Origin of the sequence: Streptomyces sp. NBC_01476, from assembly GCF_036227265.1 — a bacterium.
Classification (GTDB): Bacteria; Actinomycetota; Actinomycetes; order Streptomycetales; family Streptomycetaceae; genus Actinacidiphila.
The window spans coordinates 1,302,199-1,318,809 of sequence record NZ_CP109446.1 but is presented as its reverse complement, the minus strand read 5'-3'; the positions used below and the strand labels follow the sequence as shown (position 1 = coordinate 1,318,809).

Sequence of the window (16,611 nt, the reverse complement as noted above, 5' to 3'; positions counted from 1 at the left end):
CGGCCCGGGACCCGGCGGACCGGCGGCGGGCCGGCCGGCGATCCGGCGTGGCCGCCGGATCGCGGTGGACGTCGGGGACGCCAGGATCGGGGTCGCGTCCTGCGACCCCGACGGGATCCTCGCCACCCCGGTCGAGACGGTGCCCGGCCGGGACGTGCCCGCGGCGCTGCGCAGGCTCGCCGCGATCGTCGCCGAGTACGAGCCGATCGAGGTGGTGATCGGCCTGCCCCGGTCCCTCAACGGCACCGAGGGCCCGGCCGCCGCCAAGGCCCGTGCTTTCGCGCAGAGTGTGGCGAAAGTCATCGCACCCGTGGCCGTGCGCCTGGTGGACGAGCGGATGACGACGGTCACCGCGGCGCAGGGCTTGCGTGCGTCCGGGGTGACGGCGAAAAAGGGACGCTCCGTAATCGATCAGGCCGCCGCGGTCATTATTCTGCAAAGCGCCCTGGAGTCCGAACGGGCGTCTGGTAAAGCTCCGGGGGAGAGCGTCGAAGTAGTCATCTGATCGCGATACGGTAACGTTCCGCAGCGACTCGGCGGCGCCTTCGGGTGCCGCCCGTTTCGCAGGGTCGGCAGGCCCGTTGCCGACCGCGTACCAAGGGGATCGATGACTGACTATGGCCGGGGCTCCGGCTCCGAACCGTGGCACCCCGAGGACCCGCTCTTCGGTGATGTGTACGACCAGGGCCACGGCTATCAGCAGCAGCCGCAGCACCCTCAGCAGCAGCCGGACGGCAGCTGGCAGGACCCGTACGCAACCGGTCAGCACCCTCAGTACCCGCAGCAGGGGTACCCCCAGCAGCAGTATCCGCAGCAGCCCCAGTCCCAGCAGTACCCGCAGGGCCAGCAACCTCAGCAACCCCAGCCCCAGCAGCCGCAGTACCCCCAGCAGGGATACCCGCAGCAGGCGAACTACGACCCGTACGACACCGGCTCCCACCAGACCGGAACCTACGGTCATCAGGACCCTTACGGCGGGCAGCAGCCGCCGCAGGACCCGTACGGGCGGCCGGACTTCTACGGGCAGAACGGCTACCCGCCGCCGCAGCAGCCGCAGTACCAGCAGCCGGGACAGCAGCCCATGCCGGGGCAGCCCATGCCCGGCCAGCAGATGCCGGGCCAGGGACAGGGCCGCCCCATGCCGGGCCAGGGGCAACCCCTGCCCGGGCAGCAGCAGCCCGGCCCGGGTCAGCCGCAGCAGGCCCGGCAGCCGGGTCAGCAGCAGGGCCACCCGCAGGAGCCCGGCGCCCGTCCCCTGCGCGGCACTCCGCCCGGCGCCGGCGAGTGGGACGCCGAGGAGGAGGGCGCCGACCCGCGCGAGCACGCCTTCTTCGCCGACCACGACGAGGACGACGAGGACGACAGCCCCTCCACCCCGGCGGCCGGCGGCCGGCGGTCCGGCACGTCGCAGCCCAAGGAGGGCAAGAAGCGCCGCAGCGGCTGCGCCTGCCTGGTGGTCATGGTGGTCCTGGTCGGCGGTCTCGGCGGCGCCGCCTACTTCGGCCACAGCTTCTACGAGAGCCACTTCGGCCCGGCCCCTGACTACTCGGGGACCGGCACCGGCGACGTCCAGGTGACCATCCCCAAGGGCGCCTCGGCCACCACCATGGGGAACATCCTCAAGGAGGCCGGCGTCGTGAAGAGCGTGGACGCCTTCGTCTCGGCGGCGAACAAGAACTCCAAGAGCCGCACCATCCAGGCGGGCGTGTACGTCCTCAAGGGCAGGATGCCGGCCTCCGCCGCGGTCACCATGATGCTCGACCCGAAGTCGCAGAACGCGCTGATCATCCCCGAGGGCTGGCGCGCCACCCGGGTGTACGCGGCCATAGACACCAAGCTCGGCCTCAAGGAAGGCACCACGGCGGCCGAGGTCAAGGGAGCGGACCTGGGACTCCCGACGTGGGCGAAGGGGTCGGTCGAAGGCTTCCTCTTCCCGGCGAAGTACAGCGTCGCCAAGACCACGAAGCCCGTGAACCTCGTCAAGCAGATGATCAACCAGGCGAAGGCCGAGTACACCGAGGACGGTCTGGAGGACGCCGCCACGAAGGCGGGGAAGTCACCGCTGGATCTCGTCAAGATCGCCAGCCTGGTGCAGGCCGAGGCACAGGAGGCCGACGACTTCGGCAAGGTGTCGCAGGTCATCTACAACCGTCTCGACCAGGGCATGACCCTCCAGTTCGACTCCACCATCAACTACGCCATGGGCCGGTCCACGCTGAACACCAGCAACAAGGACACCCAGTTCGCGTCGCCGTACAACACCTACGTCCACAAGGGCCTGCCGCCCGGCCCGATCGACAACCCCGGCCACGCGGCGATCCAGGCGGCCATGAACCCGGCCGACGGCGATTGGCTCTACTTCGTCACCGTCAAGCCCGGCGACACCCGGTTCACCGCCAGCTACGCGGAGCACCAGAAGAACGTGGCGGACTTCAACGCCTACCAGAAGGCGCACGGCGGATGACGGCAGCCCGTCGCGCCGCCGTGCTCGGGTCACCCATCGCGCACTCCCTGTCCCCGGTGCTGCACCGCGCCGCCTACGCAGCCCTGGGGCTCGACGGGTGGCGGTACGACCGGTTCGAGGTGGACGAGGCCGCGCTGCCCGGCTTCATGGACAAGCTCGACCCGGCCGAGTGGGCCGGGCTGTCGCTCACCATGCCGCTGAAGCGGGCCGTCATCCCGCTGCTGGACGAGATCAGCGACACCGCGGCCGGCGTGGAAGCCGTCAACACCGTGGTGTTCGGTGCCGACGGCCGCCGCCGGGGCGACAACACCGACATCCCCGGGATGCTCGCCGCCCTGCGCGAACGCGGTGTCACCTCGGTGCCGTCCGCCGCCGTCCTCGGCGCCGGCGCCACCGCCTCCTCCGCGCTGGCCGCCCTCGCCCGGGTGTGCACCGGCGAGGTGACCGCCTATGTCCGCGGCCCGGCCCGCGCCGCCGAGATGCGCCAGTGGGGCGAGCGGCTGGGTGTCGAGGTCCGCACCGCCGACTGGGCCGGCGCCGCCGCGGCGCTCACCGAGCCCCTGGTGATCGCCACCACCCCGGCCGGCGCGGCCGACCACCTGGCCGCCGCCGTACCGCCCCGGCCCGGCGCCCTCTTCGACGTGCTCTACGACCCCTGGCCGACCGCCCTGGCCGCCGCCTGGTCGGCCCGCGGCGGCGCCGTCATCGGCGGCCTCGACCTCCTGGTCCACCAGGCCGTCCTCCAGGTCGAACAGCACACCGGCCGCGCCCCGGCCCCGCTGGCCGCCATGCGCGCCGCGGGCGAGGCGCGCGTGGCGGCCGGCGGGGCCGGGGCCGCCGGGCACGGCCCGCGGGCGTAGCGGGCGCCGCGGTCCGTCTGCTGGACGGGCGTCCGGGCCCGGGCGGGCGGCGTGGGAGGATCGGGGGAGCACCGGGACGCCACACGGGAGCGGACGGAACCCGGGGCCGAGTCGAGGGAGCACCGTTGAGCAGGTTGCGCTGGCTGACCGCGGGGGAGTCGCACGGCCCCGCACTCGTCGCGACGCTGGAGGGTCTGCCCTCCGGCATCCCCGTCACCACGGACATGGTGGCGGACGCGCTGGCCCGGCGGCGGCTCGGTTACGGCCGCGGCGCCCGGATGAAGTTCGAGCGCGACGAGGTGACCTTCCTCGGCGGAGTGCGGCACGGCCTCACCATGGGCAGCCCGGTCGCCATCATGGTCGGCAACACCGAGTGGCCCAAGTGGGAACAGGTCATGGCGGCCGACCCGGTGGACCCGGAGATCCTCGCCGGACTCGCCCGCAACGCGCCCCTGACCCGGCCGCGCCCCGGCCACGCCGACCTGGCGGGCATGCAGAAGTACGACCTGGACGAGGCCCGTCCGGTGCTGGAGCGGGCCAGCGCCCGTGAGACCGCGGCCCGGGTCGCGCTCGGCGCCGTCGCCCGCTCCTACCTCAAGGAGACCGCGGGCATCGAGATCGTCTCCCACGTGGTGGAACTCGCCACGGCCCGGGCGCCCTACGGTGTCGTGCCGGTGCCCGCCGACCAGGACCGGCTGGACGCCGACCCGGTGCGCTGCCTGGACGCCGACACGAGCAAGGCGATGGTCGCCGAGATCGACCAGGCCCACAAGGACGGCGACACCCTCGGCGGTGTGGTCGAGGTGCTGGCCTACGGGGTGCCGGTCGGCCTCGGCTCGCACGTGCACTGGGACCGGCGGCTCGACGCCCGCCTGGCCGGCGCCCTGATGGGCATCCAGGCCATCAAGGGCGTCGAGGTCGGTGACGGCTTCGACCTGGCCAGGGTGCCGGGCTCACAGGCCCACGACGAGATCGTGCCCACCGCCGACGGGGTCCGCCGCTCGACCGGCCACTCCGGCGGCACCGAAGGCGGCATCAGCACCGGCGAGGTGCTGCGGGTGCGCGCCGCGATGAAGCCCATCGCGACGGTGCCGCGCGCACTCGCCACCATCGACGTCACCACCGGCGAGGCCGCCCAGGCCCACCACCAGCGCTCCGACGTGTGCGCTGTCCCCGCGGCCGGCATCGTCGCCGAGGCGATGGTCGCCCTGGTGCTCGCCGACGCGGTCGCCGAGAAGTTCGGCGGCGACTCGGTGGCCCAGACCCGCCGCAGCGTGCGGGACTTCCTCGACCACCTGGCCATCCGGTGACCGCCGCCGCGGGCGGACCGCCCGCCGTCGTCCTGGTCGGCCCCCCCGGCGCCGGCAAGACCACCGTCGGGAGGGTGCTGGCCGGACGCCTCGGCCTGACCTACCGCGACACCGACGCCGACATCGAGGAGGCGGCGGGCAAGCCGATCCCGGAGATCTTCTTCGACGAGGGCGAACCCCACTTCCGCGAGCTGGAACGTACCGCCGTCCGCGACGCGCTGGCCGGTCACGACGGCGTGCTCTCGCTCGGCGGCGGCGCCGTCCTGGACGAGGGCACCCGGGCGCTGCTGGCCGGTGTGCCGGTGGTCTTCCTCGACGTCGGCCTGCACGACGCCGTCCGCCGGGTCGGCCTGGACGCGCCCCGCCCGCTGCTCGCCGTCAACCCCCGGCAGCGCTGGCGCGAGCTGATGGAGCAGCGCCGCCCGCTCTACACCGAGGTCGCCCGGGCCGTCGTCAGCACCGACGACCGCACCCCCGAGGACGTGGCCGCCGCCGTCCTCGACGCACTCCAACTGAAGGACGCATGAGCACCAACCCCCAGGCAGCGCCGCCGCTGCGGATCGAGGTCGGCGGCAGCGCGGGCACCGAAGCGTACGACGTCCTCATCGGCCACCAGCTCCTGGGTGAACTGCCAGGACTGATCGGTCCGAAGGCGATGCGGGTGGCCGTGCTCCACCCCGAGGCGCTGGCCGGCACCGGCGAGGCGATCCGTGAGGACCTGGCCGAGCAGGGCTACCAGGCCATCGCCATCCAGCTGCCCAACGCGGAAGAGGCCAAGACCGCCGAGGTCGCCGCCTACTGCTGGAAGGCGCTCGGCCAGACCGGCTTCACCCGCACCGACGTCGTGGTCGGCGTCGGCGGCGGCTCCACCACCGACCTGGCCGGCTTCGTCGCCGCCAGCTGGCTGCGCGGGGTGCGCTGGATCGCGGTCCCCACCACCGTGCTCGGCATGGTGGACGCGGCGGTCGGCGGCAAGACCGGCATCAACACCGCAGAGGGCAAGAACCTGGTCGGCGCCTTCCACCCGCCCACCGGGGTGCTCTGTGACCTCGCCGCCCTCGACTCGCTGCCGGCCAACGACTACATCAGCGGTCTCGCCGAGGTCATCAAGGCCGGCTTCATCGCCGACCCGGTCATCCTCGACCTGATCGAGTCCGACCCGGCCGGCGCCCGCGACCCGCACGGCCCGCACACCGCGGAACTCCTGGAGCGCGCCATCCGGGTCAAGGCCGAGGTGGTCTCCGCCGACCTCAAGGAGTCCGGGCTCCGGGAGATCCTCAACTACGGCCACACCCTCGCGCACGCCATCGAGCGCAACGAGCGCTACAACTGGCGGCACGGCGCGGCGGTCTCGGTCGGCATGGTCTTCGCCGCCGAACTCGGCCGGCTGGCGGGCCGGCTGGACGACGCCACCGCCGACCGGCACCGCACGGTGCTGGAGTCGGTCGGGCTGCCGCTGAGCTACCGCGGCGACCAGTGGCCCAAGCTGGTGGAGAACATGAAGCTGGACAAGAAGTCCCGTGGCGACCGGCTGCGCTTCATCGTGCTCGACGCCCTCGCCAAGCCGACGGTGCTGGAGGGACCCGACCCCGCGGTGCTGCTGGCCGCCTATGGGGAGGTGTCCGCGTGAGCCGCCCGGTCCTGGTGCTCAACGGCCCCAACCTCGGCCGCCTCGGCTCCCGCGAGCCGGACGTCTACGGTGCCACCTCGTACGCCGGGCTGGTCGCGGAGTGCGGCAAGACCGGGGCGGAACTCGGCTTCGACGTCGAGGTCCGCGAGACCAACGACGAGGGCGAGCTGATCCGCTGGCTGCACGAGGCCGCCGACGGGCGCATCCCGGTGGTGCTCAACCCCGGCGCCTTCACGCACTACTCGTACGCGATGCGGGACGCGGCCGCCCAGCGCACCGCGCCGCTGATCGAGGTGCACATCTCCAACCCGTACGCCCGTGAGGAGTTCCGGCACACCTCGGTGGTGGCCGCGGTCGCCTCCGGCACCGTCGCCGGTTTCGGCATCGGCTCCTACCGGCTGGCCCTGAGGGCACTCGCCGAAGAGCTGCCCGCGTAGCCACGGGCGCCCGGCGGGGCGACGTGTCCCGCCCGGGCACCCGCGGTGGTGCCCGGGCGTTCACACAACGACCGCCCCGGGCATGTACCGTTCGGTGTCGAGCGGCGTTACCCGCCGGTCATGAGCGGGTCGGCACGCCGCCGGTAAGCCGCTGACAAGCCGTCGGCAAGCCGCCGACAGGAGTCGGCGGCGGACGTCAGCGGTCGGCAGGGGTTCGCGGAACCCCCGGTACGGGATGGAGTGGGGCGAGATGCAGCACGCTGTGGGGGCGCCGCAACCCGGTGGCCCCACCCCACGGCCAGGGCAGGGCGGCAGCACCACCGGGCACTTCCCGCTCTCCGCGCCCGCGCCCGTACAGGTGCCCGCCCCGCACACCGGCGGCTCGCTCCCCGGCGCGGCGCAGGGGCCGATAGCGGTGCTGCTGATCGGCGCGGCCGGTGCGGGCAAGACCACGGTCGCGCGGCACTGGGCGGAGCACCGGGGCGCGCCGACCGCGCACATCAGCCTGGACGACGTACGCGAGTGGGTGCGCTCGGGGTTCGCCGATCCGCAGGCGGGCTGGAACGAGCACTCCGAGGCCCAGTACCGGCTGGCCCGGCGGACCTGCGGCTTCGCCGCGCGGAACTTCCTGGCCAACGGGGTCTCCTGCATCATCGACGACGCGGTCTTCCCGGACCGGCCCGCGGTCGGCCTCGGCGGCTGGCAGCGGCATGTGGGCCCCGGCCTGCTCCCGGTGGTCCTCCTCCCCGGCCTCGACGTGGTCCTCACCCGCAACGCAGAACGCACCGGCAACCGCCGCCTCTCCGACGAGGAGGTGGCCCGCATCCACGGCCGCATGGCCGGCTGGTACGGCTCCGGGCTCCCCATCATCGACAACTCCCAGCTCGACATCCCGTCGGCCGCCGCCGCGCTGGACCGCGTGGTGGCCCGGGCCGCGCAGACTCCGCCGCCCTGGTAGCCGAATCCTTTCCGCACGCCGCCGCAGGCCGCCGTACGCAGCCGCACGCCGCCGCCCGCCCCGGTGGCGCGGGGTACCCCGGTCAGGCGTACAACGCCGCGTCCCGCCGCGGCTCAAGCCTTACGCTCGGGCCATGGCCGACGTGCATACGACCCGCAGGGCCCGGCTGCGCGACCGGTGCGCGGCCACCGGGGTCACCGCTGCCCTGGTGACCGGCGCCGCCAACGTCCGCTACCTCACGGGCTGTGCCCCGCAGGGCGCCGCGCTGCTGGTCGGCCCGGGCCCGGAGGACACCCTGGTCCACCTGCGTCCGCCGCCGGACGACGACCCCGAGCAGGGTCAGCCGCCGGACGACCTGCGCTCGGTCGTCCTGCCGAGCCCGGACGGCGACGCCGCGGTGGCCGCCGCCGAACTCGCCCGCGAGCAGCGCGCCGACTCCCTCGCGGTCGAGGAGCACCACCTCACCGTCACCCGCCACCGCGCACTGCGCACGGTCACCGAGGGCATCGCGCTCACCGACCTCGCGGGAGCCGTCGAGCACCTGCGCCTGGTCAAGGACGAGCACGAGATCGCCGCGCTGCGGATAGCAGCCGAGATCGCCGACCAGGCCCTGGGCGAACTGCTGGAGTCCATCCTGGTCGGCCGGACCGAACGCCACCTCGCCCTGGAGCTGGAGCGCCGGCTGGTCGACCACGGCGCGGAAGGCCCCGCCTTCCCCACCTCCGTCGGCACCGGCCCGCACTCCGGCATGGCCCGCCACCTGCCCACCGACCGCCGGGTGGAGGAGGGCGACTTCCTCACCGTCCGCCTCGGCGCCCGCTACCGGGGCTACCGCTGCGAGGTCGGCCGGACCTTCGTGATCGGCACCGCTCCCGCCTCCTGGCAGATCGAGCTCTACGAGCTGGTCTTCGACGCCCAGCGGGCCGGCCGCGAGGCCCTCGCACCCGGTGTGGCCTGCCGCGACGTCGACCGGGCCACCCGGCAGCCGCTCATCGCGGCCGGCCACACCGAGGGCCTCGCCCCCTGGACCGGCCATGGCGTGGGCCTGGAAATCGACGAGGACCCTCGGTTGTCACCTGCGGCCATGGGTAAACTGGACGCTTGCGTGCCGGTCACCGTCGAACCGGGAGTCCACCTTCCGGGCCGCGGCGGGGTTCGCATCGACGACACGCTCGTCGTACGCCCCCCGGCGGACGGCGGACCCGAACTACTCACCATCACGACCAAGGAACTGCTCGCCCTGTAGCAGCGGGTGCGGGAATCCCTGGTCCCGAAGCAGCACTTTCAGGAGATTCCGCAACCGTGGCCACCACGAACGACCTCAAGAACGGCCTCGTGCTCAAGCTCGACGGCGGCCAGCTCTGGACCGTGGTCGAATTCCAGCACGTCAAGCCCGGCAAGGGCCCCGCCTTCGTGCGCACCAAGCTGAAGCACGTGCTCTCCGGGAAGGTCGTCGACAAGACCTTCAACGCGGGGCTGAAGGTGGAGACGGCCAACGTCGACAAGCGCGGCATGCAGTTCTCCTACAAGGACGGCGCCGACTTCGTCTTCATGGACACCGAGACGTACGACCAGATCAACGTCAGCCCCGAGGTGGTCGGCGACGCCGCCAACTACCTGCTGGAGGGGTTCGAGGCCGTCGTCGCGATGTACGAAGGCTCCCCGCTGTACATCGAGCTCCCCGCCTCCGTCGAACTCGTCATCGAGTACACCGAGCCGGGTGTGCAGGGCGACCGCTCCACCGGCGGCTCCAAGCCGGCCCGGCTGGAGACCGGCTACGAGATCGGCGTCCCGCTCTTCATCACCACCGGCGAAAAGGTCAAGGTCGACACGCGTACCGGCGACTACCTCGGCCGGGTGAACAGCTAACCGTGGCTGCCCGGAACAAGGCCCGCACGCGCGCTTTCCAGATCATGTTCGAGGCGGAACAGCGGGGTGCAGCCCCCACGTCCGTCATGGCGGACTGGATCCGGCTCGCCCGGACCGACGACCGGCAGCCGCCGGTCACCGAGTACACCACGCAGCTGGTCGAGGGGTACGAGGCACACGCCCGGCGGATCGACGAGCTGCTCTCCGGCTACGCGGTCGGCTGGACGCTGGACCGGATGCCGGTGGTGGACCGCAGCGTGCTGCGCCTGGGCACCTACGAGCTGCTCTGGGAGGACGACGTCCCGGACGCGGTCGTGGTGGACGAGGCGGTTCAGCTCGCCAAGGAGTTCTCCACCGACGACTCGCCGTCGTTCGTCAACGGACTGCTGGGCCGGCTGCTGGAGTTGAAGCCGACCCTCAAGCGGTAGCCGATACCGCCCTGACCAGGCCCGACAGCAGAAGATGAACAATATTCTGCTTCGGGCCTGGTGTGTGTCGCTGTCGCTGGCCTAGATTCCGGCCCATGCCGCAGGAACACCTCTCCGCCCCGTACGACGACATCCTCCTGGCCCGGCTCGGCGCGCTGCGGGCCGCCGACCTGCCGGTGCACGGCGGCCGGACCATGGCCTATGTCTACGACTCCGGGCTGGCCGGTCTCGATGAGCTGGCCACCCGCGCCCAGGCGGTCTTCGCCGGCGTCAACGGCCTGGACATGACCGTCTTCCCGAGCGTGGTCACGCTGGAGAACGACGTGGTGGGACAGGCCGCGGCACTGCTCGGCGGCACGCGGGCGACGGCCGGCACCTTCACCAGCGGCGGCACGGAGAGCTGCCTGCTGGCCGTACTGACCGCCAGGGAGTACGCCGAGCGCGTGCGCGGGGTGACCGCGCCGGAGATCGTGCTGCCGGTCACCGCACACGCCGCCTTCCACAAAGCGGCCCGGCTCTTCGGCCTGCGCGTGGTCTCCGTACCGGTGGACCCGCGCACCTTCCGTCCGGCCGCGGCAGACATGACGGCGGCGCTCACCGACCGTACGGCGCTGGTGGTGGTCTCCGCTCCGTCCTACGCCCACGGGGTCGTCGACCCGGTGACCGAGGTGGCCGCCGCGGCGGCCGGACGCGGTGTGCTCTGTCATGTGGACGCCTGCATCGGCGGCTGGTACCTCGGGCACCGGCGGCTGGCCGCCGGAATCCCGCAACCGCCGCCGTTCGACCTGGCGGTGCCCGGAGTGACCTCGCTCTCCGTCGACCTGCACAAGTACGGCTACACGCCCAAAGGCGCGTCGGTGCTGCTCTTCCGGGACGCGGAGCTGCGCCGGCACGGCTGGTTCGCCCACGCCTCCTGGCCCGGCTACCCGGTGGTCAACGCGACCCTTCAGGGCACCAAGCCGGCAGGGCCGCTGGCCGCGGCGTGGGCGGTGCTGCAGCGGGTCGGCGCCGTGGGCTACACCGAACTCGCCCGGCGGGTCCATCTGGCGACCCGTCAGCTGATCGAAGGCATCGGCCGGATCGACGGTCTGCGGGTCCTCGGCGAACCGGACGCCTCGCTCGTCGCGGTCGCCTCGGACGACCCCGGGCTCGACCCCTTCGTGGTCGCCGACGAGATGCGGCTGCGCGGCTGGTACCTCCAGCCGCAGCCCGCTTTCGGGGAGTCCCCGGCCAATCTCCATCTCACCGTCACCGCCGCGGTGGCCACCCCGGAACGGATCGCGGGACTCCTCGGCGAACTCGCCGCGGCCACCGTCCGGGCCCGTGCCCTCGGCCCGGCCGCGGCGGACCCCGGGATCGTGGAACTCGCCGCCGCCCTGGACCCCGACACCCTCGGGCCCGCCGAGGTGGCCCTGGCCCTGGAAGTGGCGGGCGTCGCCCCGGACGGCGCGCTCCCGGAGCGGATGGCCCCCGTCCTGGCCGTCCTGCAGGCGCTCCCGCCCCGCCTGACCGAACGGCTGCTGCCGGAGGTCGTCTCCCGGCTCTACACGCGCTGAACGGAAAACCAGGTGCTGTGGCCCGGTGCCTTCCCTACGCTCGTCACGACAACGCGCGCCACCCGCCGCTTCGCGGGGCGCGCCTGACGAGCGAGGGGGAGACCGGTCATGCGCCACCGCACCGCTGCCGCTGTCCCCCCGTCACGGCACAAGGTGATCCTGGTGTCTTCGTCCGCCCGGCGCCGGCTGCGCGGCCGGCCCCGGACCCCGTGACGACCGTCCGCCCCCTGCCCGTCTGACGCCACGACGCCCAGGGGCCGTACCTCCGCCTGCTTCCCGGCGGTCCGGCACGGGAATCGCGCGCCCTCCTCCCGCTCTTCCAGGATCACCTGAAAGGCCAGGGCCGTGCGCGGCAACCTCTCTCTCCCCACCGCCTCCGCCGTCCGCAACCTGGGCATCCTCGCCCATGTGGACGCCGGCAAGACCACCCTCACCGAACGGATCCTCTACGTCACCGGCGCCACGTACAAGCGCGGCGAGGTGCACGACGGGACGACCGTCACCGACTTCGACTCCCAGGAGCGCGACCGCGGCATCACCATCTTCGCCGCCGCCGTCGGCTGCGACTGGGACGGCCACCGGATCAACCTGATCGACACCCCAGGGCACGTCGACTTCGCCGACGAGGTGGAGCGCTCGCTGCGGGTGCTGGACGGTGCGATCACGGTCTTCGACGCCGTCGCGGGCGTAGAACCGCAGAGCGAGTCGGTATGGCGGCAGGCGGAACGGCACGGGGTGCCGCGGATCGCCTTCGTCAACAAGCTGGACCGGGCCGGCGCCGACTTCGACGCGGCCGTCGAGTCGATCCGGCGGCGGCTCCACCCGGCGCCGCTGGCGGTCCAGTTGCCGATCGGACGCGAGGGCGGCTTCACCGGTGTGGTGGACCTGGTGCGCCTGCGGTCGCTGGTCTGGGCCGACGGCGACGGCGACGCGGCCGTTGCCGAGGGCCCGGTGCCCGACGCGCTGCTGGCGCGGGCACACCGGCGCCGCCGGCTGCTGACGGAGGCGGTCGCCGAACTCCACCCGGCGGCGCTGGAGGAGTTCTGCGCCCAGGGTTCGCTGTCCGCCGGGACGCTGGCCGCGGCGCTGCGCGACCTGACCCGTACCGGCGAAGCCGTGGTGGTGCTCTGCGGATCGGCGTACCGCAACCGCGGCATCGAGCCGCTGCTGGACGCGGCCGTGGCCTACCTGCCGTCGCCGCTGGACGTGCCGGCGGTCCGCGGCATGTTCGACGGCGAGGTGCGGGAGCGGGCCGCCGACCCGCGAGCGCCCTTCGCGGGGCTGGTGTTCAAGGTGACCGCGACCGCCACCGGGCGGCTGACGAGTCTTCGGGTGTACTCGGGGACGCTGCGGAAGGGGGACACGGTGTTCGACGCCGGCGCACGGCGCACCGAGCGGATCGGGCGCATCCTGCGGGTGCAGGCGGACCGGCACACCGAACTCGACGTCGCGGTGGCCGGGGACATCGTTGCGGTCGCCGGGGTGAAGGCGGCCCGCGCCGGTGCCACCCTCTGCGCTCCGGACCAGCCGCTGGTACTGGAACCGCCGGGCACGGCAGAACCGGTGGTCTCGGTGGCGGTCGAGGCGGCCCGGAACTCCGACACCGGCAGACTGGCGACGGCGCTGGCCCGGATGGTGGAGGAGGACCCCTCGCTGGTGGTGCGGACCGACGGCGGGGACGGCGGCACGGGGCAGACCGTGCTGTCCGGCATGGGCGAGCTGCATCTGGAGGTCGCGGTGGAGAGGATCCGCCGCGACCACGGGCTGGCCGTGAGCGTCGGCCGGCCGCGGGTGGCCTACCGGGAGACGGTCGCCCGCGGCGTCAGCGGGCTGCTCCACCGGCACGTCAAGCAGGACGGCGGCGCCGGCCAGTACGCCCATGTCGTCCTCGACGTGGAGCCGCTGGACCCGGCGGCCGGCTTCGTCTTCCGGTCCGCCGTGACCGGTGGCAAGGTGCCGCGCAGTTACGTGCGGGCGGTCGAGTCGGGCTGCCGGGACGCGCTGGTCGAGGGGCCGCTGGGCGGGCACCCGGTGACCGGGGTGCGGGTCACGCTGACCGACGGGGCCACCCACCCGAAGGACTCCTCGGAGACGGCGTTCCGCACCGCGGGCCGCCTCGCGCTGCGGGAGGCCCTCAGGGCGAGTGCCATGGCCCTGCTGGAACCGGTGGCCGAGGTGACGGTCACCGTGCCCCAGGACGCCGCAGGCGGCGTCCTGGGCGATCTGGCGGCCCGGCGCGGCCGGGTCTCCGGCTCGACGGTGCGGGGCGGGGTCGCGGTGATCACCGCGACCGTGCCGCTGGCCGAGCTCTTCGGCTACGCGACCCGGCTGCGCAGCCGCACCCGGGGCCGCGGCACCTTCACCACCCGGCCGGCCGGTTACGCCCCCGCGCCGGTCCGGTAGGAGGCCCGCAGGGCGCCGACGGAGCACCGGCAGAAGCACCGACGGAGCACCGGCAGGGCACCCGCAGGGCCGGCGGCTCAGAAAGCCGCCGCCCGGGACGGCCCCGAAAGGGGGCCGCCCCGGGCGGCGGGACGTTTCTGCAGTTATCGGGCGAAGCGCGGACTCACGCCTCTTCGGGCTGGACCGCACGGCGGGCGTCCGCGTCCAGGACGCCCCAGGCGATCAGGTGCTCGGTGAGGACCGAGGGCGACTGGTCGTAGATCACCGCGAGGGTGCGCAGGTCGTCCTGGCGGATCGAGAGCACCTTGCCGTTGTAGTCACCGCGCTGGCTCTGGATGGTGGCCGCGTACCGCTGCAGCGGACCGGCCTTCTCCGGCGGGACCTGGGAGAGGCGCTCCAGGTCGAGCACCAGCTTCGGCGGCGGTTCCGCGGCGCCGCCGGGGGTGGTGCCCGGCAGCAGCTCCTGGACCGGCACGCCGTAGAAATCGGCGAGCTCGGCGAGGCGCTGCACGGTCACGGCGCGGTCCCCGCGCTCGTAGGAGCCCACGACCACTGCCTTCCAGCGGCCCTGGGACTTCTCCTCGACACCGTGCAGAGACAGTCCCTGCTGCGTGCGGATGGCGCGGAGCTTGGCTCCGAGCTGCTTGGCGTAATCGCTGGACATATGGCTCCCCGGACGGAAACTCGGTGACTCACTGTGAGGTTACGCAGCGTAATCCGGGCTCGTCAAGCCGGAAGGGTCCGACTGGTCTCTGACCAGGGCCGCTCCGCCCCGAGCCGTCCCCACCTGATACGGTTGCGGGGTACCCCTGACGTCCTTTAATGCCCGTCCTGTGAGGCGGGGAAGGAGGTCCCCGACCCATGGTCGAAGACCGCAGCAAGGACCGTAACGGCGACCGCAGCATCCAGGACCGCATCAGCGACGAGCACGACGAGCGCACGGTCCGCGAGGGCCACAGCGGCCCCGGTGACCTCAGTGACCGGAGTGACCACGCCGAGCACGGTGCCGTCCCCGCAGCCGCCCGCCCGGTGCTCGAAGCCCCCGACATCGCCCGGGTGCTGACCCGCATCGCCCACGAGATCGTCGAACGCGCCAAGGGCGCCGACGACGTGGTGCTGCTGGGCATCCCCACCCGTGGAGTCTTCCTCGCCCGCCGGCTCGCCGCCAAGCTCGCCGGGATCACCGGCCGGGCCACCGACGTCGGCTCGCTCGACATCACGATGTACCGCGACGACCTGCGGCTCCACCCGCCGCGCGCGCTGGCCCGCACCGAGATCCCCGGCGAGGGCATCGACGGCCGGCTGGTCGTCCTCGTCGACGACGTGCTCTTCTCCGGCCGCACCATCCGCGCCGCCCTCGACGCCCTCAACGACATCGGCCGCCCCCGTGCCGTACAGCTCGCCGTCCTGGTCGACCGCGGCCACCGCGAGCTGCCGATCAGGGCCGACTACGTGGGCAAGAACCTGCCCACGTCGGTGCGCGAGACCGTCCGGGTCCAGCTCACCGAGGAGGACGGCCGGGACAGCGTGCTGCTCGGCCAGAAGAGCCGGCCCCAGGACGCGTCCTCGCCCGCGGGAGGGCCGGCGGACCTGTAGCGCACCACCGCCGGCCCCCGTACCGGGGCCCGGCGGTTCCGCGTGCCCTCCTTCCGCCCTCCGCCCGCACCCCACGGCCCGCCCAGCACCCCCGGAGCACCCTGTGAAGCGCCATCTGATCTCGGCCGCCGACCTCACCCGCGACGACGCCCTCCTCGTACTCGACACCGCCGAGGAGATGGCCCGCGTCGCCGACCGGCCGATCAAGAAACTGCCCACCCTGCGCGGCCGGACCGTGGTGAACCTCTTCTTCGAGGACTCCACCCGGACCCGGATCTCCTTCGAGGCCGCCGCCAAGCGCCTGTCCGCCGACGTCATCAACTTCTCCGCCAAGGGCTCCTCGGTCTCCAAGGGCGAGTCCCTGAAGGACACCGCGCTCACCTTGGAGGCGATGGGCGCCGACGCGGTGGTCATCCGCCACTTCTCCTCCGGCGCCCCGCACCGGCTGGCCACCTCCGGCTGGATCAGGGCCTCGGTGGTCAACGCAGGCGACGGCACCCATGAACACCCCACCCAGGCGCTGCTCGACGCCTTCACCATGCGCCGCCACCTGTCCGGCGTCGGCAAGGACCTCGACGGCCGCCGGATCACCATCGTCGGCGACGTGCTGCACAGCCGGGTGGCCCGCTCCAACGTGGCGCTGCTCACCACGCTCGGCGCCCAGGTCACCCTGGTCGCGCCCCCCACCTTGCTGCCCATCGGCATCGAGCAGTGGCCGTGCGAGGTCTCCTACGACCTGGACACGGTGCTCGCCAAGTCCGACGCGGTGATGATGCTGCGGGTCCAGCGGGAGCGGATGAACGCCGCCTTCTTCCCCACCGAGCGCGAGTACGCCCGCCGCTACGGCCTGGACGGCAGCCGGATGGCCGCGCTGCCCGAGCACGCCATCGTGATGCACCCCGGGCCGATGAACCGCGGCATGGAGATCACCGCCGAGGTCGCCGACTCGCCGCGCTGCACCGCCGTCGAGCAGGTCGCCAACGGCGTCAGTACCCGGATGGCGGTGCTCTACCTGCTGCTCGGCGGCTCGGAACCCGCCATCTCCACCGCACCCGAGCCCGCCCGTACCGAGCCCGCCCGCACCGAGGAGAGCAAGTAAC

Annotated in this window: 16 protein-coding genes; 15 read left to right on the top strand and 1 reads right to left on the bottom strand. The window is 73.2% G+C overall.

Annotation, left to right across the window (positions count from 1 at the left end):
• Window positions 1–40 precede the first annotated feature (40 nt).
• The 13 genes from ruvX (at window position 41) to fusA (ending at window position 13,915) form a co-directional block, all read left to right on the top strand.
• Window positions 41–505, top strand: a complete 465-nt coding sequence (ruvX, locus tag OG552_RS05735; protein ID WP_329140565.1) for a Holliday junction resolvase RuvX — start codon at window positions 41–43, stop codon at window positions 503–505.
• 102 nt (window positions 506–607) lie between these two features.
• Window positions 608–2,464, top strand: a complete 1,857-nt coding sequence (gene mltG, locus OG552_RS05730) for an endolytic transglycosylase MltG (protein ID WP_329130103.1) — start codon at window positions 608–610, stop codon at window positions 2,462–2,464.
• Window positions 2,461–3,324, top strand: coding sequence for a shikimate dehydrogenase (locus OG552_RS05725; RefSeq protein WP_329130102.1), 864 nt, complete (start codon window positions 2,461–2,463; stop codon window positions 3,322–3,324). The genes mltG and OG552_RS05725 overlap by 4 nt, the downstream gene beginning before the upstream one ends.
• 125 nt (window positions 3,325–3,449) lie before the next feature.
• Window positions 3,450–4,634 (top strand): chorismate synthase, encoded by a 1,185-nt coding sequence (gene aroC, locus OG552_RS05720; RefSeq protein WP_329130101.1) that lies wholly within the window; start codon window positions 3,450–3,452, stop codon window positions 4,632–4,634.
• Complete coding sequence (locus tag OG552_RS05715) at window positions 4,631–5,161, top strand: shikimate kinase (protein ID WP_329130100.1); 531 nt, start codon at window positions 4,631–4,633, stop codon at window positions 5,159–5,161. Before aroC ends, OG552_RS05715 begins: the two co-directional genes overlap by 4 nt.
• The gene (aroB, locus tag OG552_RS05710; protein ID WP_329130099.1) at window positions 5,158–6,264 is read left to right on the top strand and encodes a 3-dehydroquinate synthase; all 1,107 of its coding nucleotides are present in this window, start codon (window positions 5,158–5,160) and stop codon (window positions 6,262–6,264) included. The genes OG552_RS05715 and aroB overlap by 4 nt, the downstream gene beginning before the upstream one ends.
• Window positions 6,261–6,701 carry a type II 3-dehydroquinate dehydratase gene (gene aroQ / locus OG552_RS05705; RefSeq protein WP_329130098.1) on the top strand — a complete coding sequence of 147 codons (441 nt, stop codon included), beginning with the start codon at window positions 6,261–6,263 and terminating at the stop codon, window positions 6,699–6,701. Before aroB ends, aroQ begins: the two co-directional genes overlap by 4 nt.
• A gap of 250 nt (window positions 6,702–6,951) precedes the next feature.
• Window positions 6,952–7,659 (top strand): AAA family ATPase, encoded by a 708-nt coding sequence (locus OG552_RS05700; RefSeq protein ID WP_329130097.1) that lies wholly within the window; start codon window positions 6,952–6,954, stop codon window positions 7,657–7,659.
• Window positions 7,660–7,792: 133 nt separating this feature from the next.
• The gene (locus tag OG552_RS05695) at window positions 7,793–8,905 is read left to right on the top strand and encodes an aminopeptidase P family protein (protein ID WP_329130096.1); all 1,113 of its coding nucleotides are present in this window, start codon (window positions 7,793–7,795) and stop codon (window positions 8,903–8,905) included.
• A 56-nt stretch (window positions 8,906–8,961) separates the two neighbouring features.
• On the top strand, window positions 8,962–9,528 hold the full coding sequence (efp, locus tag OG552_RS05690; protein WP_329130095.1) for an elongation factor P: 567 nt from the start codon (window positions 8,962–8,964) through the stop codon (window positions 9,526–9,528).
• Between the two features lie 2 nt (window positions 9,529–9,530).
• Window positions 9,531–9,956, top strand: coding sequence for a transcription antitermination factor NusB (gene nusB, locus OG552_RS05685; RefSeq protein ID WP_329130094.1), 426 nt, complete (start codon window positions 9,531–9,533; stop codon window positions 9,954–9,956).
• A 95-nt stretch (window positions 9,957–10,051) separates the two neighbouring features.
• On the top strand, window positions 10,052–11,512 hold the full coding sequence (locus OG552_RS05680; protein WP_329130093.1) for a pyridoxal phosphate-dependent decarboxylase family protein: 1,461 nt from the start codon (window positions 10,052–10,054) through the stop codon (window positions 11,510–11,512).
• 345 nt (window positions 11,513–11,857) lie between these two features.
• Window positions 11,858–13,915 (top strand): elongation factor G, encoded by a 2,058-nt coding sequence (gene fusA / locus OG552_RS05675; RefSeq protein WP_329130092.1) that lies wholly within the window; start codon window positions 11,858–11,860, stop codon window positions 13,913–13,915.
• A 163-nt stretch (window positions 13,916–14,078) separates the two neighbouring features.
• On the opposite strand, the gene bldD is transcribed toward fusA, so the two are convergent.
• The gene (gene bldD, locus OG552_RS05670) at window positions 14,079–14,579 is read right to left on the bottom strand and encodes a transcriptional regulator BldD (protein ID WP_329130091.1); all 501 of its coding nucleotides are present in this window, start codon (window positions 14,577–14,579) and stop codon (window positions 14,079–14,081) included.
• Window positions 14,580–14,776: 197 nt separating this feature from the next.
• Here bldD and pyrR point away from each other — a divergent pair, with 197 nt between their 5' ends.
• Together pyrR and OG552_RS05660 are read left to right on the top strand one after the other, a co-directional pair.
• Window positions 14,777–15,511: a bifunctional pyr operon transcriptional regulator/uracil phosphoribosyltransferase PyrR gene (gene pyrR, locus OG552_RS05665; protein WP_329130090.1), complete on the top strand. Its 735-nt coding sequence runs from the start codon at window positions 14,777–14,779 to the stop codon at window positions 15,509–15,511.
• A gap of 103 nt (window positions 15,512–15,614) precedes the next feature.
• Window positions 15,615–16,610 carry an aspartate carbamoyltransferase catalytic subunit gene (locus OG552_RS05660; RefSeq protein ID WP_329130089.1) on the top strand — a complete coding sequence of 332 codons (996 nt, stop codon included), beginning with the start codon at window positions 15,615–15,617 and terminating at the stop codon, window positions 16,608–16,610.
• Window position 16,611: the final 1 nt, after the last annotated feature.